The sequence below is a fragment of the Brakhagea baltica genome (assembly GCF_052161605.1).
In the GTDB taxonomy this organism is placed as follows: domain Bacteria; phylum Planctomycetota; class Planctomycetia; order Pirellulales; family Pirellulaceae; genus JBKCUI01.
The window spans coordinates 2125912-2143053 of sequence record NZ_CP197409.1; the positions used below are offsets into that span (position 1 = coordinate 2125912).

The window sequence follows — 17142 nt, forward strand, 5'->3', positions numbered from 1 at the left end:
ATGGCATCCGTTCTGTTGTTTGGCTAGATCAAATTCCAAGTGCGGGGATAGGCCGGATCATGGAACCTTCCCACATGAAAATCCATCTACTGGATAGGCGGATAGTTGCTATCGGCCTATTTCGGCACGGAATGCAGATTTTTACGATCAGTTCGACTAATTGCGGTTATTGGCTGGTCGTTACGCGGAAGATTGTGCAGGAATGCGACATATCGACCAAAATATCTCTCGTAACCCTCATATTCTGAACACAGGTTTTCCGAGAATGAGGGTTAAGGAAGGTTAAGCGAGGGATCAGGCCATATTGGTCGTGTAGTATTGAGGTTCAAGGCTCCTCGAGATCCCTGTAATCGGCTTGATGACATCCTTTTCCCAGACAGCCCCTCTCACGGGGGGAATGCAAAAAGTTATGAAACGCGATTCCAATGCTCTGAAACGAGTCTCTTCCACCAAGACCATTCGGCCCAGACTGGAAAAGAGGCAATTGATAGCATCGCTCCTCAAGGGTCTTTTTGCGGAAGCAGACAACCGGCCCAACCGACCGATTCACTTCGAGCCCCTGGAAACTCGCCAATTGATGGCGGCTGACTTTTTCCAGGACTCTTCGGCCTACGCCGATTCCAACCTAAATTTCAACCCGGACATTCCGGCTGCTTTTAGCCAGCAAATGGCATTCGGTTTGTTCGGCGGGGGTGGGTTGCTGGGAGAGGGAGAGGGAGTCCAGAACCTTGTGGAATTTGCCAAGGCTTTGAGCCAAGCGGGTGTTCGTTTCTTCGGGGCGGACTGGTGCCCCATCTGCACCCAGCAGAAGCAGTTGTTTCAGGATGGGGCGAATTACCTACCTTTTGTGGAGGTTACCAACCCTGATCGAACACGTAATGCCATTGGTATCGCTGAGAACATCACTCAGTATCCAACGTGGGAATTCCCTGACGGCACCAGAGTCACTGGGCTTCAGTCTCTCGCTCAATTGTCGGCGCTTTCAGGGGTAGCAATTCCGGCAACGACAGGTCCCACGTTCGTCGAAATTCCGAACCAGACCGTTCGATTTCGTCAACCGCTGCACGTTCCAGTGGACGCCTACGATCCGTCGGGTGGGCCACTGACGATTACCGTCTCGAGTAGTAACCCTGGTGTCGTATCAGCCCAGATGATCACGGATACCAAATCGCTCCGGTTGTCCGTCAATGGCTATGGCGACATGGTTTTCCGTCTGTTCGAGTCCGAGGCTCCACGACCTGTCGGTCGCATCGAAACGCTCGTCAACAGCGGCTTCTACGACCAAAGTGACAGCAACAAAATCATCTTCCACCGAGTCATAGATAATTTCGTTCTCCAAGCAGGTGACCCAACGGGCACAGGCGCGGGAGGATCGACGCTGGGGAACTTTGATGACCAGTTCAATCTAAATCTGCTCCACAACAGAACGGGCGTTCTTTCGTTCGCAAAATCCTCCGATGACACAAACGATTCTCAATTCTTTATCACGGAAGGTACACAGCAACATCTCGACTTCAATCACTCGGTTTTCGGACAGCTGATCCAAGGGGAAAATGTGCGAGAAGGGATTTCCCGCACCAATGTTAACAGTCAAAGCAGACCCATCAACGAAATCAGCATCAACAACGCGGAAATTTTTGATGACACTGAAAACGGACTTATCCGGCTCATAGCAAACGGTGAGTCAGGTACCTCGGTGATCACCGTTCAAGTTGAGAACTCGGCTGGCCAAACCTTTACGCGCACCTTTACCGTCACGGCCGCACCCGACAACACGAACGGTGCCCCGTTCTTGAATGACGTAACGCTCCCGGCATCGATCCCAACAGGACAAGCGACAACCATCCAGCTTACGGCTCAAGATAAGGAGGGTGATCCGGTCCTGTTCTCCGCAACACGAGTTGGCAGCGTCGATTACCAATTTAGTATCGACCAAAACACAGGCTTGCTCTCCGTCACCCCCCCAGCTAATTACACGGGGCCAATGGAGATAATGGTGAGTGTTACCAATGCGACCGGGACGACTACCACCCAGGATAAATTTGACTCTCAGCGACTGACCTTCAACGTCGTTGCATCAGGAGCAATACAAGCTCCGACCTCGATTTCCCTTAATCCTGATACTGACACAGGTCTTAGTAACACGGATCGGGTTACGAACTCGACCGCAACCACGTTCGCAGTGACAGGTACTGTTGCAGGAGCTACTGTGACCTTGAGGGTCGGTAGTACCGTTGTTGGAACTGCGCTAGCCTCCGGGTCAACAACCAACGTAACCGCAAATCTGATCGCTCAGCTTGGCCAAGGAACTCACCAAGTTGTGGCAACACAAACATTAAATGGGGTTACTACCGACCCAACGGCACCGATCAGTGTCACAGTGGATTCTGTTCCGCCTGTATCAATACCCGCTAGCAATCTTCCATCGAATGCTCATGCTGGACGGCTGCTTCAGTTCGATTTGACACATCCTGAAGAGGGAAGCGGTCTGCGTTATAGCTTTGATGCATCACCTGCTGGAATGTCGGTGAACCCGACAACTGGAGTGATCACCTGGACTCCCCTCGAAAGCCAGATAGGCCCCCATGCCATCGATCTTCGGCTGACCGACCTCGCTGGGAACTTTGTGGTCCAGCAGTTCTCTATCGTTGTTGCGGATGAAGCACGGGTTCGGGTCCAATTACTACCGTTCGACTTGCAGGGTAACCCTCTTACCGCATTGTCTATCGGACAGGAATTCAATCTGCGCGTCGTTGTGACCGATCTTCGGACAGACTTGGATGATCAAGGTGATGGCGTGTTCTCCGCGTACATGGATTTGGAATACGACCCAGCCCTCATCGAGCTAGTCGGAACAACGCCACTCACTTTCTCGAACGATTTTGGAAACGGGCGACGCTTCCCTGATGTCACTGTCCCCGGCTTGCTGGATGAGTTTGGTGCGTTCTCCAACTTTACTTTTGGACCAGGGCGCGACCCACAAGTACTAGCAACGGTCCGCATGCGAGCCAAAGCGTCTGGCCAAGCCTTGTTTACAACGAATCCGGCAGAATCGCCAGGTCAAGGCATTTCGGTGTTCAAGGTAAACGGTGCTGTACCCTCGAACCAGGTGGCTTTTGAAAGCCTCACCATGACAGTCGGCACCAACTTTACGGTGGTCGACGACGTTTTCAGCGTACCAGAGGATTCTGTCAATTTCGTTTTGAACCCTCTCGCTAACGACACAATAGTCGCTGGTTCGGGAGCAGTTCTCACGATTCAATCCGTGGGAGCGTCCTCTCAAAACGCTACGATCAGCGTTATCAACAACGGCACGGCTCTCGCGTATTCGCCGTTTCCTGATTTTGTAGGCACAGATGTCTTCACTTACACTGTCACGGACCAAACAGGTGCCACATCGACTGGGACGATCACTGTTCAAGTCACCTCGGTCAATGATCCACCTATCGCGAACGATGACCAGTTCACAGCGAGAGCGGGAGACGTCGCGCTGTTCTTAAACGTTCTCGCGAATGACTCGTCGGGACCAGACACGGGTGAGACATTGCGAGTACTGAGCGTTAGCGCCGGTTCGCAAGGTGGCACGATCGCTGTCGCGAGCAGCGGGAACGGCGTTCTGTACACTCCTCGAGTTGGCTTCCAGGGAGTCGAAACGTTCACCTACGTTCTTAGCGACGGCAACGGAGGCACAGACACCGCAACGGTTACCGTGACTGTTGGGCCTGCGGTAACTCCTCCCACTGTTGTGAACGACACCTTCAACATAACAGAAGATGATCCGGCCGCCGAATTCGATGTGCTCGCTAATGACACGCCAGCGGAAGCTGGCAACACTCTATCGATCATCAGTGTAAACGCTCCGCGTGGAACAGCTACCATCACCAGCAACGGTACTCGGCTAACTTACCAGCCAGCACTCGATGATAATGGAGTCGTTCTTGTTACCTACACCGCCCGCAGCAGCAATGGCGGAATCGCGACAGGAACCGTCACCTTTAATATCGCTGCGGTTAATGATCCGCCGAATGCAGTTAATGACAACCTGCAAGTCCTCTCGCAGCCCAATCAAACACTAAACGTGTTGGCCAATGACACTAATCCCGACGCGGGTGAAGTGCTAACCATTGTCTCGGTAACCCAACCGCCGGCAGGTCAAGGTACCGTCTCCATCGCTTCCGATGGTAAGTCCTTGATTTACTCTGCCCCGAACGTTGACTTTACGGGAACCGTGCAATTCACTTATACGATCGATGATGGCACCGGGCTAACCGATACTGCGACGGTCACGCTGGATGTTGTGAATTTTAGGCTGAGAACTGTTGGGGTAACCGTAAGCAGCGCTGACGTCCGAGGCGTCAATGCATCCGCTATCTTTACTCCCTCCGTAGGCGACACCACTCCTGTCAGCAAGCCTGTGACCGTGGTAAACAATTCCATCCAAGTTAGGGACATAGGACCAGGCACGGTTCAATTTACGATTCCTGCCTTACCGTTCCGAACTCAGGGAACCCAGCAGGTTTCTATCACTTCCGCTTTCGAGGACAACGATTCCACCTCCACTCCTGTCTCGGTGGGAACTCGCGATGCCAAGTTCATGGACCTGCGAGACTTTATGGGGCAAAACCTGCAACCCGGCTTGGTGGTCGCCATTGCTCCGAATCAGTCCTCCTATTGGCACGAAAGCCAGGGAGAGTGGAAACAGTATTCCGAGCTGAACGTCCAGCTAAGTCAAACGGGCAACCAATTGACCATCGCCGCTCGTTCTCCATCGAACCAGCAGGTATCGACCTCATTGTCGATGGCAGATAGCCGCGTTCAGGTTCGAGCGACCCAGGGGAACGACATGCTCGTCCGCGTCAACGCTCAGCCGTCAGCACTATTTGGGAACGCAACACCTGCAACGAATAGCACGCTTGCGGCAGAGGGTGAAGGCTCATCAAGTGCGGGAGGAATGTCTCCGCAAGCAGTCGACGCAGCTATGCAGCAGATTCGAGATCTTTCGCATCTTGCTGTCCCCATTGAAGATATCGCGGCTATTGCCCAGGACGCTAATTCCAACGGGCACCGTCGAGGATTCCGGGTTCGATAAACCCTGCTTCCCAGACGTGAGGTTGTGTGCCTTGTAATTGCTATGCAGAGGGGATCACTCTCTGCATATCCGTTTGGTAGAACAGCAAAAGCAAGTGGTACAGGTTGGGGTGATAATAGGCTAATTGATGGGGAGCTTGAAAGTAAGCTTCCGTGCCCACGGCGAAAAACTCGCTCTCGCTAGTTAGTCCATAATGATCTAGCCAGATGCGTTTTCCGGAAGCAACCACATGCTTCGCATGCGAGAACTCACGCTTGTATGCCGTGTGCCAGGTTTCCTCGCCAACCCCAGCAGGCAGAGGTGGAAGCCCATCAGCGATGGGACCATTGATCATATCGATTTGGTGGGCGAACTCGTGAAACCCCAAATGTTGTCCATCGTTACTGTCAGCGGCACCTTCTGCGAGCCCCTGCCAATTCAGTATCACCGGGCCGCGATAGATTGTCTCGCCGGCTCGTACATACTCGCCACCGAGGTAGGTACTGTTCATTGTTAACAAGCTGCTGCGATCGCGAACTTCCGCCACATAAGGAGTGGGGTAAACCAAGATGGTCTGAGTCTTGTCGTAATACCAATCGGGATAGGCCATCACAAGCAGCCCCGCGCTGGCTGCAACCGTCCAGCGAATGACGTCGGTCAGCTCAAGCCCGTTACACCCCTCCCAATTCTTTTCGGCGATGAAGACTCGGCACCACCTGGCGAGCCCGTCCTGTTGGGCAGAAGACAAAAACTGCGTTTGCCAGAGACCAGCGTTTAGGAGCTGCAGCTCCTCAGAGGTGACGTGCTGCTCAAGCCGTTTGCGTCGCCCGCCGAAGAGCCAACCGAACACGCTACGTCCTCACCGTCTCGCGCGGTGTAACTTCTAGTACGTCCCCTTCCACGGCTCTGCTCATTTCTCCCACTCGGGAACGCTGAACACGAAGCGGAACTTTCCTGGTCACCAAGGTGACGAAGATTCCCTCTTGTACCGTTTGCCCATCCTGGTTGATCAATCGTCGGTGCCAGTGCACCTCCCCATGTCTTCTGCCGTGCGGCTTAAGATCTAGAACTTCTGTTGCAACATGAACTCGGTCGCCGATGTAGACGGGCTTGGTGAACGACCACGACTTGATGCTTACGAAGGCGCTGGTCATCACTCGAGGAGCCTCGGAGCTAAGACCCGCCAGAAACGAGATCCCAAGCAGGCCGTGGGCAATCGGTTTTCCAAAGGGCCCCTCAGCAGCGAAAACGGGATCGGTGTGCAACGGGTCTCGATCACCCGTCAAATCCGCAAACTGCTGAATGTCGTCTTCGGTAACCGTTCGCGATACGCTGAGCCATCGGTCGCCCAGTTGCAAATCTTCGAATCCTAGCGGCATTGGTCTATCCATACGTGTTTTTATTCAACGTTAGTTTTTCACCGAAATTGCATCCGGAATTGTCAAGCCGCTAACCTCTTTCCGCAACCCCTGGAGAAACATTAGGAGAGGAAAACTCGAGCCGCGATGGGCCAAGTCTTCCCACCTGAAACATTTTGCCCAACCGAAAGACTCAAAACGAAGCGAACTCAAAATTCCCCGCCGCTCCGTTTCCTGCACTGGCAACCAAACTCAGGAAGGGGATATGCCGTTCGCCCGCTGAAATCCTTGGAAAATGACCCAAGTCAAGGAAAAGCCGATTTTTACTAGGCTTCGCATTCAAGCATGCCCTGACAAAATAGTTAAGTCAATTGCGTCACTGACTCATAGCAATCCTGGCTTTTTGCATTTAAACTCAACGGTACCGGTATTTGAAACCGACGAGCCCCATCCACCTGACCTAGTAGCGTTGTGATCGAAGCCTCACGAAAACAAAGACGTCGAGTCGTCCTGCTAGTCGAAACGTCGACTTCCTACGGCAGAAGCCTATTGTCCGGCATCGTTCGCTTCGTTCGCATGCATGATGACTGGTCGATTTATCTCGAACAACGCGATCTCACGGCTAGCCCTCCCTCCTGGCTGAGCGATTGGAAGGGTGATGGAATCCTATCTCGCGTCACCACCCCCGAATTGATCGAGATGGTCTCCAATACTGGTGTGCCAGTCGTGGATCTCACCGATCGATTCGAAAGTCGCGGATTCCCCCAGGTAAGAACCGACGACGAATCGGTGGGCCGGATGGCAGCCGAACATTTGATCGAACGAGGCTTCAAGCGTTTTGGCTTCGTCGGTTTCCCCAACGAAGCATGGTCGGCCCGGCGACAAGCTGGTTTCGAAAGCTACTTAACCGAAAAAGGCTACCAATGCCACGTTCACTACTCGGCGTGGTTAGATCAACATCAATCCACCTGGGACAAAGAAAGAGACCAGTTGGCGGATTGGGTTAGATCGCTTGAGATGCCATGCGGCATCATGGCTTGCAACGATGTATGTGGGCACAACGTACTAGCCGTCTGCAATCAAGAGGGGCTCGCAGTGCCTGAGGAAACGGCGGTGGTGGGGGTCGATAACGACGAACTGCTATGCATGGCTTGCGACCCAGCCCTCTCGAGTGTGATGGTCAATGCCGAGGGGGTGGGCTTTCGCGCCGCAGACCTGCTTGCCCAACTGATGGAGGGCAAAACACCCCGCGTATCAGAACAAATCGTTGCACCGCTTGGAGTGGCGGTTAGACAATCGACCGATGTCGTCGCAATCGAGGATCCAACCATAGCTGCTGCCTTGCAGTACATACGCCAAAATGCTTGTCGTGGAATTAGCGTTGAGGACGTACTGCAAAACGCATCGCTTTCACGCAGTTCGCTCGAACGAAAAATACGAAAACACCTTGGACGAACTCCCCAAGAAGAAATTCGTCATGTTCAAGTCAAGAAGGCCAAAGAGCTTCTCATGAGTACCGATCTATCCGCAGAAAAGATCGCGACTCTGTGTGGCTTCGAACATTCGGAGTATATGTACGTGGTCTTCAAGCGACACGTCGGGATGACCCCCGGCGAATTTCGAACGAAAGCCTTGCAAGGCTAAACTTTTCCGCAAACACACACCTCCCCCTCTCACACAAAGGTTTAGCTGATGAGATTCCTCTACCTAATGCTCGTCGCATTGCTGCTGGGCAGTTCCCCCGCGATCGCTCAGATCGAACTCCAGGAAGAGTGGAGCTACACACTCGATCCTCCCGGTCCTGATTGGACACAACCCAATTTCGACGACACATCGTGGAAAATCGGAAACGGCGGCTTCGGCTCCGCAGGTACTCCAGGAGCACGTCTCGGTACCCGATGGCAAACCAAGACCATCTGGCTACGCAAGTTTTTCGAAGTGAAGGAAGTGCCCACCAACCTCGCACTTCTCATTCACCACGATGAGGATGCTGAAGTGTTCCTCAACGGTCAAAAAATAGCCGATGAAAAAGGCTATACGACCGACTACAAAATCCTTCCCATTACGAGCGAGCAGAAGAAAGTCTTGCTCAATAAAGGAACCAATCTGCTAGCGGTTCACTGCAAACAAACTGGTGGCGGCCAGTATATCGATGTCCACGTTGTCGATGCTGATAATGTACCGGTGCTACCCCCTGCCCAAGGATCCTTGAAACCCATCGCCACCCAGCTCACCACCATTTGGGGCGAGCAGCTTACCCCGGAAAATGCTTGGACTGAATATCCCCGACCTCAATTGGTTCGCGAGCAATGGATCAACTTGAACGGCAACTGGGACTACGCGATTTCGCCCGCAACAACCAAAGCAACACCAGGCGAGTGGGCGGGCCAAATCCTGGTCCCATTTTGCTTAGAGTCAAAACTTGGTGGCGTCGAACGGCTACTGCAACCTTCCGAAGCTCTCTGGTATCACCGAACATTCGAGCTCGAATCGCTCCAAGACGAACGATTGCTTCTCAACTTTGAAGCCGTCGACTACCTATGCGAAGTCTTCGTCAACGGAACCTCAGTCGGCACTCATCAAGGTGGCAACACCCCCTTCACACTGGACATCACCCAAGCTACCAAGGCTGGAACCAATGAGTTGGTCGTGCGAGTCGAAGACAAAACGATGGGCTTTCAATTGCAAGGCAAGCAACGCCCCCATCCAGAAGGGATCTGGTATACCCAGGTTTCCGGCATTTGGCAAACCGTTTGGATGGAACGAGTTTCAGCTTCCTACATCCAAGATCTAAAGATCTCAACCGATGCAACGAAAGGTAGTATTCGAGTTTCGCCCGTCCTCGGTGGATCTGCCAAGGGAACGAAGGTGCAACTGATTGTTCGTGATGATGATAGAATTGTCGCACAATCGGTGGGAGGGCTCGAGCCAGTAGAGTTGGCCATTCCGGCAGCAAAGCTATGGACCCCACAAACGCCGCATCTGTACCAACTCGAAATCAACCTACTCGATGCCGACGGTAACCAATTAGATTCTATCTCGTCCTATGCGGGAATCCGTAGCGTTGGTAAAGCTAAAGATAAAGATGGACACTGGCGGTTCACTCTGAATGGCGAATTTATCTTTCACTGGGGACCGCTCGATCAGGGCTGGTGGCCAGACGGATTGTTAACCCCGCCAAGCGATGAGGCAATGCTGTTCGACATCGAGTACCTCAAGGATGCGGGATTCAATATGATTCGTAAGCATATCAAAGTCGAGCCGAGGCGATATTACTACCATTGCGATCGGCTCGGTATGATCGTATGGCAGGACCAAGTCAGCGGGGCGGTCAATCCTCCCTGGACCCGGTTAGCCCCGAACCCACGAGATACCAAATGGCCCGACGAAGCCCACCAACAATACATGCTGGAACTCGAACGCATGGTTAGCGCGCTTGAGAATCACCCGTCGATCATGGTCTGGGTCCCGTTCAATGAAGCTTGGGGCCAACACCGAACGATGGAAGTGGGAAAATGGATGGTGGAAAGAGATCCATCCCGCTTAGTCAATATCGCAAGTGGCGGGAATTTCTGGCCCGTAGGTGATGTTGCCGACGAGCACAACTATCCTGATCCAGCCTTTCCTTTTGATCAACCTCGTTTCAACGATTTCGTGAAAGTGGTTGGAGAGTTTGGTGGCCATGGATTCCCGGTTCGAAATCACCTCTGGGATACCGAAGCGAATAACTGGGGGTATGGGGAGCTTCCAAAGACCGAGCAAGAGTACCGTGACCGGTACGTTCGAACGTTCCAGCAGTTGATGGATCTCAGGAAACGAGGCATCGCGGCAGGTGTATACACGCAAACGACCGATGTCGAAGGAGAGATCAATGGGCTCATCACCTATGACCGGCGAGTCATCAAGCTCCCGGCCAAGGAGCTGCGAGTGCTGCACTCTCCTGTAAACGATCCCGACCCCAAGGCTTCGGCAAAAGAATAAGTTCGAAAAGCCCCTAAATCGATGCAAGACTCATTAACACGTTCCCTTTTTCCTGACGGCGTGGTTTTGGAAACGCTTGAGGATCTGACGCTTGCCGAGGAACTCTCGCTCCCTGAGCAAGCTTTAGTTACGAAGGCGGTTCCGAAACGTGTTAATGAGTTTCGAGCGGGTCGACACTGTGCTCGGCAAGCGTTGCGACGGCTGGGCATTGAGCGATTTAATCTTCTGGCTGGCCCCAATCGCGAGCCCCTCTGGCCGAGTGGGGTGGTGGGTAGCATCTCTCACTGTGATCATTGTGCGGCGGCCGCGGTCGCCGCAATCGGCAAGATTCAGTCTCTGGGAATCGACATTGAACAAGCCAAACCGCTGGCTCAAGGAATGCTCAAGATTGTTGCAACACCCGATGAGATTCAAATGATCAGTGACTTTCCAGCAAACAAGCCTTGGGACACACTTCTCTTTAGCGCAAAGGAAGCCTTTTACAAAGCGTGGTTTCCGCTTACGAGATCCAAGCTAGATTTTCATGACGTACTAGTTACTCTTCGTCCTAACGAAAATCAATTCCTGGTTCGCATCCTCACCGAGGATGGTTTGGAGAGTCGGACCATGATTGGTCGATTTTTATTTTCGCATGATCTGATTTGGACGAGCACAACGGTGACAATGTAGTGCCAACATAGTCGCGGAAGCTGTCAACGCTTGCGATGGTTTTCTCGAATCGCTTAGATAGGCTGTGTTCCCCGACAATTGGGATAGCTTGTGCATCCCCAGAATTGGCTACCGGCATTGCGACCTTCTTTGGCTGTTCGCAATGCCATCTGGCCCCCGCAATTCGGACAAGGGGGAATGGTGGGATTTTCAGTCGCATGAGGTTGGGAGCAGATCTCAGATCGTTTCTTCAATCGAGCTGTCGCCAACTGTTCGCTATATCCACCCTCGTCGATAAAGTTCCGTTCTAGCGCATCGATCTGCAAATCCAGCAAATAATTGGCCTGATGAATTAGGCAGATAATCGCATTCGCACGAATCGCCGCGTCGCTATGATCGAGCCAGCGAGAATACAAAGTCCAGCGCTGCTGGTCAGAAAGATCGGTCAGATCAGTCCGATCCGACTGATCTCTTAGATCAGACTGATCTTTTCTCCATTGCGAAGCAACACTTCGCACTGCCGAGGCCTCAGGGCTATTAGGAGCCCAGAGAATCAATCGCCGATGACGCAAAAAATCCTCGTAGTCGAGCAGCAATTCTTCCAGGCTCGCGCGAGCCACATTCACGAGTCGCAACTCAGTCTGAGAGGAAGTCGCACCGGCACGACTCCCCTCTGCGATATTTTGTCGACCAGAGCGGGCCGCCTGGACCATTTGGTCCACAGTACGAGACTTGCGATCGTTGAGAAATTTTTCGCAAAACCAGACCGTCGCATCGTAGATGATAGTCGTCGTCTGAAAAGAGGCTAGTTTGCGGTAACCTCCACTTTTGCGTATGCGAGCCATTGCGTGATCTCCCCTGTTATGATGTCAGACGTCCCGTCTGACATCAACAGATCGGTCAGATCAGTCGGATCAGACCGATCTATTAGATCCGACCGATCTAATTCCTCCGATTGCGGGAAACACCGCATGCGGTATCCTAATTGGCACGTCCAGTGCCATTCACCTCCCTCCCCCTATTTCTATGAGCCTATCCGCTGCTGTTGTTAATTTCGCTCCCACCAAAGGATCGGTCGAGCTTCGCGATTTGCCTTGTCCCTCTATAGGCGAAGACGATGTACTGCTCGAGGTCTCTAACGTCGGGGTCTGTGGCAGCGATCTTCACCAGTGGACCGCCGACCACTCTTGGCCCGTGAATTACCCTGTCGTCCTCGGGCACGAATTCAGTGGTACCATTGTTGAACTCGGCAGCCGTGTTACTGGCTGGCAAAAAGGGCAACGCGTTGTCAGTGAAACCGCTGCCATCATCGATACCAATAACCCGATGACCCGCCAAGGCCGCTACAACCTGGATCCAACTCGAAAAGGATTTGGTTACGGTGTTAACGGTGCCATGACTCGCTATGTCTCGGTCCCCTCACGCATCCTACACAACGTCCCCGACCATCTCCCGATGGAGTACGCTTGCTTAACCGAGCCATGCTGCGTGGCTTACAATGCCGTGGTGAAGAACGCGAGGATCGAGCCAGGAGATCGAGTTGTCGTCATGGGACCCGGTACCATCGGTATCTTATGCGCGGCCATGGCTCGATTGTGCGGAGCAGAAGTAGCCATTGTAGGGCTGGAGGCTGATCGCAAACGACTCGAGGTCGCAGAAAAGAGCTACGGCTGCACCCCGATCATCGGCAACGCCAGCGAGTGGGCACGCGAGCGAGATGGGTTGGGAGCGGATGGGGTCATTGATGCTGCTGGAGCGAGTATCACGCTAAAGCTGGCTCTGGAAATCGTGCGACCCGCGGGCTGGATAAGCAAAGTGGGCTGGGGACCTCAGCCACTCAACTTTAGCTTAGACCCACTCGTTCAAAAGAACGTCACTTTGCAAGGCAGCTTCAGCCATCACTGGACAATCTGGGAACGAGTCATCGCTCTACTCGCTAGTGGTCAACTGGACGTGCAGCCGATCGTCGGTGGAATTTGGGCTCTCGAGCAGTGGCACGAAGCCTTCGAGAAAATGCATCACGGCGAAGTTATAAAATCGGTTCTGAAACCTATATAATCGATCATCGCGACTGTTAAGAATTGGTGGGCAAATGGCCCGCAGGTAAATTCGGAGACCGTGCCCCGAGGTCTCGTTCAAGTCATGTCATTCTTTGTATCAGCTCAGGTCCCTCCACCCTTGCTGAGTTAACGAGCCTGGCAACGGGCCTAAGCTCCAGCATGCCGGAGCTTGCCGTACGAATGATGTTGTTCATCCTCGATTCTGGCTCAACCTCTGAATTTTCAAGCCAACCAGTCATATCGTCTTGATCGAACATCATCGCAGGCATCCTATCGTGAACTGCTCTTGTATCTTCATTGGAAGGAACAGTGATGATGGTCGCGCTTTTCAATTCTCGGTCGGGTGAAACCTTGGTGTTGCATGCCCATAGTCCTGCCATACCGAAAGGTGATTCTGAGGGGCGATGAATCCAGAACGGCTGCTTGTCTTTTGGCGCAAGCGTCTTCCATTCGTAATAACCGTCTGCCAGTATGACGCATCGCTGCGTGGAAACGAGTGATTTGAAGCTGGCTTTTTCGAGCAGTGTCTCGCTACGAGCATTGAACATGCTATACGCGGTTTTGAGAGAATCCGCCCAAGCGGGAACCAAACCCCAACGCATGGGTTGAATTCGGAATCCCTCTTTTTTATCGCAACTAAGACACCAAACATTTTGGGTGGGAGCGATGTTATAGCGAGGTTCGAAAGACTCCGTCGTCCAACCAAACATGCTGGCGATATCAGCCCCGGGAAAGAGGCTGCGGAGCCATTCGGATACCGGAACTTTGAGTGTGAATCTACCGCACAACGGGCTTAACTCCAATCCGTACCTTTATCGCGTCCTAGCTCCAGCAAGAGGACGTACTGGTCATCGCAGAAACGATCCGTCATGCCGGCTATGTAACAAGCAATGGTCCGATCCAAGCCCCATTGATCCACAAACTGGTAAAATCGTTCCGGCAGGCGTTGCGGATACGACTTCAGCAATCGAAACATCTGATGAATCCGAGTCGCCGCTCGTTGACGAATCTCCGATAGTTTGGGATGTCGATAGACATGTTCGAAAAGGAAATCTTCAAGCTCCGATTTGTCGGCTGCGAAATCCGCAGACATGCTCAACCGGATCCCCAGGTCGCAAATACTTTGAGAATCTAATTCTTGAACATCGGCGAGAATCTCTTCTGAATTGGAAAGGAAATCTCTCATCTGGACGTCGATCAAGGCATGTACCAGCATTTGTCTTCGATTCTGGGGACCGCATTGATCCAAGGGTGCGATCTGCTTAGCACGACGAACCAGCGATAGCCCCTCAAGCTGTCTCCAGCCTAGCAGGCCCAATTTTAGTGCGTCGTCAACATCATGTGCATCATAGGCCATGCTATCAGCCATATCGACAACCTGAATCTCCAGCATTTGAGTTCGACCAGAATCTTTGTCGGATCGAAATTCTTGCCCAGCCAGTACCTCGCGTGTCAGATTCAATCCGGGATATCCTGTGTAACGTTGCTCGATGCGAGTCACTAGGTCCAAGGCGAATTGGTTGTGCGAAAAGCCACCGGCCTCTTTTGTACACTCGTCTAGTGCATCCTCACCACAATGTCCGTAGGGCGGATGGCCAATGTCGTGGAGCAACGCCATGGCTTCAATCAAATCTTCGTTAAGCCGCAAAGTCCGCCCAATGGTCCGGGCTAACGAAGAGACTTCGTTGGTGTGAGTAAGCCGCGTCCTGTGATAATCCCCCATGTCACCGGTAAAGACCTGCATCTTGCCACTTAGACGTCGGAAAGCCGCACTATGCAAAACACGGTCGCGATCTCGCTGGTAGGGATTGCGGTAGGGGTGCTGCTCTTCTTCATGCTCTCGCCCAAGGCTGCAAGCTGAATGAAAGGCGTAGGGCGCGAGCAGCAACTGCTCGCGTTGCAGCCAGCTTAGCGAGTCAATCAATCTTGAACTTAGGGCAAAAGGTGGATTCATGGTACTAATAGAAGCCTTTCTAGATAACCATCACGACATCCTAGCCTAGTGGCAAAAGATATCGCAAGGCCACCTAAACTCGCAAAAACCCGGGAATTGCGGGGAATTGCAGACGTTGCTGGGCAAATCTCATTATAGGTTACTGTCGCAGATTGAGACAGTAGGCATAATAGAATAGCCTCAAACCTACACACAACACTATGGCAACACACCTTACGGTCGTAAAGGGAACCGACCTCAATGCGAGGTTCCGACTCGAGAAGAACACGGAAACTACGGTAGGCCGCGGCTTGGAGTGTCAGATCCAACTCCAGGACCCGGTATCCTCGCGCGTCCATGCGAGACTTTTCTATCGAGCGGGCGTTTGGCATGTGGAGGATTTGCAGTCTCGAAACGGAACCTTGGTCAATGGCTCTAAGGTCGATCGGGCGGCTCTGCAGCACGGTACGCGAGTTCGTATCGGTAACACCGAACTCGAGTTTCAAGACGATACGATCAATGAAGATCTCACCGTGGAGCGAATCAGCCTGTCCCATGATCTACGCGAACCACGCACGGGGGCGATCACCAATGGAATAGCGTCCGGCATGTCGGCTTTTTTGTCCCTTAGAAAAGCGGAACGAACAGAGGATCTGTCCGACTTGCATCAGCTATCGATTCGATGCATATCTCTAGTAAACCCTGACGAAGTCATTCAGCTAGCCAGCGACGTGTTGCGCACCCGAACTCAGGCGACTGTTGTAGCATTCTTGTTAGCAGACAAAGATGGTGAGTTGGTAGATCAGCGTCGCAATCTGGCGGGTGCTGAGACTCGCATTACCCTTAGCGAAAAACTAACTGACATGGTCTGCAAACAGGCCACTGCTGTTTGGATCAAGAACGAGGTCCGCAATGTGACCGACGGGCCGCTTCGTCATTATGCCGATGCCATATGTGTCCCGTTGTTGCACGAAGGCTCACTGATTGGCGTCATACATCTCTACCGATCGAAAGAGTCTTTCGAGCAGCACTCTTTTCACTTTACCTTGGCTGCTGCTAGCTTCCTTGCTCCGTCGTTAATTCGCGCGCAGAGTGAATCGTCTCTTCGCATTCAGCATGAACGCCTACAAGACAAAAACGCAGACTTCGACGAGTTGCTCGGCGATAGCCCACCCATGTTGGATCTCAAAGCAAAGATAGTACGAGTCGCGGGGGCTATGGGGTGTATTCTGATCCGGGGGGAAAGTGGTTCGGGTAAGGAGCTCGTCGCTCGGGCCATCCATAAAGCGAGTCTCAGATCCGATCGCCCCATGCTGAGTGTAAACTGTGCAGCAATCCCCTCCGAGCTGATGGAGAGCCAGCTTTTTGGCCACGTCAAAGGTGCCTTTACCGGAGCGGACAAAGACCATATCGGCTGGTTTGAACAAGCGCACAGCGGTACGCTTTTTCTCGATGAGATCGGGGAGATGACCCTCGAGGGGCAAGCGAAATTGTTACGCATCATGGAGGGGCATCCTTTTTTACCAGTCGGTGGAAGGAAAGAAATCAAAGTCGACGTCCGAGTGCTCGCAGCTACCAATAGAGACCTGAGCGAATTCGTTGCGGACAAAAGATTCCGGGAGGATTTGTACTATCGACTAAGTGTCTTTGAGCTAAAGGTCCCACCGCTTCGTCTCAGAGGTGATGACATCGGGATGCTCATAGACTATTTCCTGGATCACTTCAGGACGCAACACGGCAGGCCAAGCATAAAGTTGAGCCCAGGTGCGAAGAAAAGGATGCTGGACTACAGTTGGCCCGGAAACGTTCGACAGCTCAGAAACGTAATCGATAGCGCGGTCGTACTAGCATCAACCGATGAAATTCAGGCTAACGAGCTGAGTTTGCATGAGTCGAAACCAGAGATCTTTGACACACTGAACATTGAGCAATGGGAACAGCGACTCATTCGCGAAGCCCTGCAACGGACGCATGGAAACATTCCGGAAGCTTCCGAACTGCTGGGTATTTCACGCGCCACCCTCTATCGCAAGCTTGACAGTTACGGAATTGAGCGATAATCGCAACTCCCTCCGAGAGCTTCGGATCCCGTGC

11 protein-coding genes are annotated in these 17142 nt (G+C 52.7%); 6 read left to right on the plus strand and 5 right to left on the minus strand.

From position 1 onward, the window contains the following. Positions 1 to 358: 358 nt before the first annotated feature. Positions 359 to 5089, plus strand: coding sequence for an Ig-like domain-containing protein (locus SH449x_RS07850; protein ID WP_482380779.1), 4731 nt, complete (start codon positions 359 to 361; stop codon positions 5087 to 5089). A gap of 40 nt (positions 5090 to 5129) precedes the next feature. Here the strand turns inward: SH449x_RS07850 and SH449x_RS07855 are convergent, their stop codons facing one another. Continuing rightward, entirely contained in the window at positions 5130 to 5918 is a 789-nt protein-coding gene (locus SH449x_RS07855; protein WP_482380780.1) for a M90 family metallopeptidase, read from the minus strand. A 1-nt stretch (position 5919) separates the two neighbouring features. Continuing rightward, a complete protein-coding gene (locus tag SH449x_RS07860; RefSeq protein WP_482380781.1) occupies positions 5920 to 6459 on the minus strand; it encodes a MaoC family dehydratase in 540 nt (179 codons plus the stop codon). Between the two features lie 438 nt (positions 6460 to 6897). Between SH449x_RS07860 and SH449x_RS07865 the strand changes: the two genes are divergently transcribed. The 3 genes from SH449x_RS07865 to SH449x_RS07875 are packed head-to-tail and all read left to right on the plus strand — an operon-like array spanning position 6898 to position 11076. Next, the gene (locus SH449x_RS07865; protein ID WP_482380782.1) at positions 6898 to 8070 is read left to right on the plus strand and encodes a XylR family transcriptional regulator; all 1173 of its coding nucleotides are present in this window, start codon (positions 6898 to 6900) and stop codon (positions 8068 to 8070) included. A gap of 48 nt (positions 8071 to 8118) precedes the next feature. Next, positions 8119 to 10407, plus strand: a complete 2289-nt coding sequence (locus tag SH449x_RS07870; protein WP_482380783.1) for a glycoside hydrolase family 2 protein — start codon at positions 8119 to 8121, stop codon at positions 10405 to 10407. 21 nt (positions 10408 to 10428) lie between these two features. Next, positions 10429 to 11076, plus strand: a complete 648-nt coding sequence (locus SH449x_RS07875) for a 4'-phosphopantetheinyl transferase family protein (protein WP_482380784.1) — start codon at positions 10429 to 10431, stop codon at positions 11074 to 11076. A 53-nt stretch (positions 11077 to 11129) separates the two neighbouring features. On the opposite strand, the gene SH449x_RS07880 is transcribed toward SH449x_RS07875, so the two are convergent. Next, positions 11130 to 11900: a four helix bundle suffix domain-containing protein gene (locus tag SH449x_RS07880; protein WP_482380785.1), complete on the minus strand. Its 771-nt coding sequence runs from the start codon at positions 11898 to 11900 to the stop codon at positions 11130 to 11132. A gap of 181 nt (positions 11901 to 12081) precedes the next feature. Between SH449x_RS07880 and SH449x_RS07885 the strand changes: the two genes are divergently transcribed. Continuing rightward, positions 12082 to 13113: a zinc-binding dehydrogenase gene (locus tag SH449x_RS07885; RefSeq protein WP_482380786.1), complete on the plus strand. Its 1032-nt coding sequence runs from the start codon at positions 12082 to 12084 to the stop codon at positions 13111 to 13113. Between the two features lie 82 nt (positions 13114 to 13195). Here SH449x_RS07885 and SH449x_RS07890 read toward each other — a convergent pair whose 3' ends face one another. Both SH449x_RS07890 and dgt read right to left on the minus strand, forming a co-directional pair. Continuing rightward, complete coding sequence (locus tag SH449x_RS07890) at positions 13196 to 13918, minus strand: SOS response-associated peptidase (RefSeq protein ID WP_482380787.1); 723 nt, start codon at positions 13916 to 13918, stop codon at positions 13196 to 13198. Further along, positions 13909 to 15069 carry a dGTP triphosphohydrolase gene (gene dgt / locus SH449x_RS07895; protein WP_482380788.1) on the minus strand — a complete coding sequence of 387 codons (1161 nt, stop codon included), beginning with the start codon at positions 15067 to 15069 and terminating at the stop codon, positions 13909 to 13911. The genes SH449x_RS07890 and dgt overlap by 10 nt, the downstream gene beginning before the upstream one ends. Positions 15070 to 15269: 200 nt before the next feature. Between dgt and SH449x_RS07900 the strand changes: the two genes are divergently transcribed. Then, complete coding sequence (locus tag SH449x_RS07900; protein ID WP_482380789.1) at positions 15270 to 17108, plus strand: sigma 54-interacting transcriptional regulator; 1839 nt, start codon at positions 15270 to 15272, stop codon at positions 17106 to 17108. Positions 17109 to 17142 lie beyond the last annotated feature (34 nt).

Excerpts from the sequence above, each read along its gene's own strand:
- SH449x_RS07870 (WP_482380783.1), top strand. The coding sequence starts at position 8,119 with ATGAGATTCCTCTACCTAATGCTCGTCGCATTGCTGCTGGGCAGTTCC.
- SH449x_RS07875 (WP_482380784.1), top strand. The coding sequence starts at position 10,429 with ATGCAAGACTCATTAACACGTTCCCTTTTTCCTGACGGCGTGGTTTTG.
- SH449x_RS07860 (WP_482380781.1), bottom strand. The coding sequence starts at position 6,459 with ATGGATAGACCAATGCCGCTAGGATTCGAAGATTTGCAACTGGGCGAC.
- SH449x_RS07900 (WP_482380789.1), top strand. The coding sequence starts at position 15,270 with ATGGCAACACACCTTACGGTCGTAAAGGGAACCGACCTCAATGCGAGG.
- dgt (WP_482380788.1), bottom strand. The coding sequence starts at position 15,069 with ATGAATCCACCTTTTGCCCTAAGTTCAAGATTGATTGACTCGCTAAGC.
- SH449x_RS07880 (WP_482380785.1), bottom strand. The coding sequence starts at position 11,900 with ATGGCTCGCATACGCAAAAGTGGAGGTTACCGCAAACTAGCCTCTTTT.
- SH449x_RS07850 (WP_482380779.1), top strand. The coding sequence starts at position 359 with ATGACATCCTTTTCCCAGACAGCCCCTCTCACGGGGGGAATGCAAAAA.
- SH449x_RS07885 (WP_482380786.1), top strand. The coding sequence starts at position 12,082 with ATGAGCCTATCCGCTGCTGTTGTTAATTTCGCTCCCACCAAAGGATCG.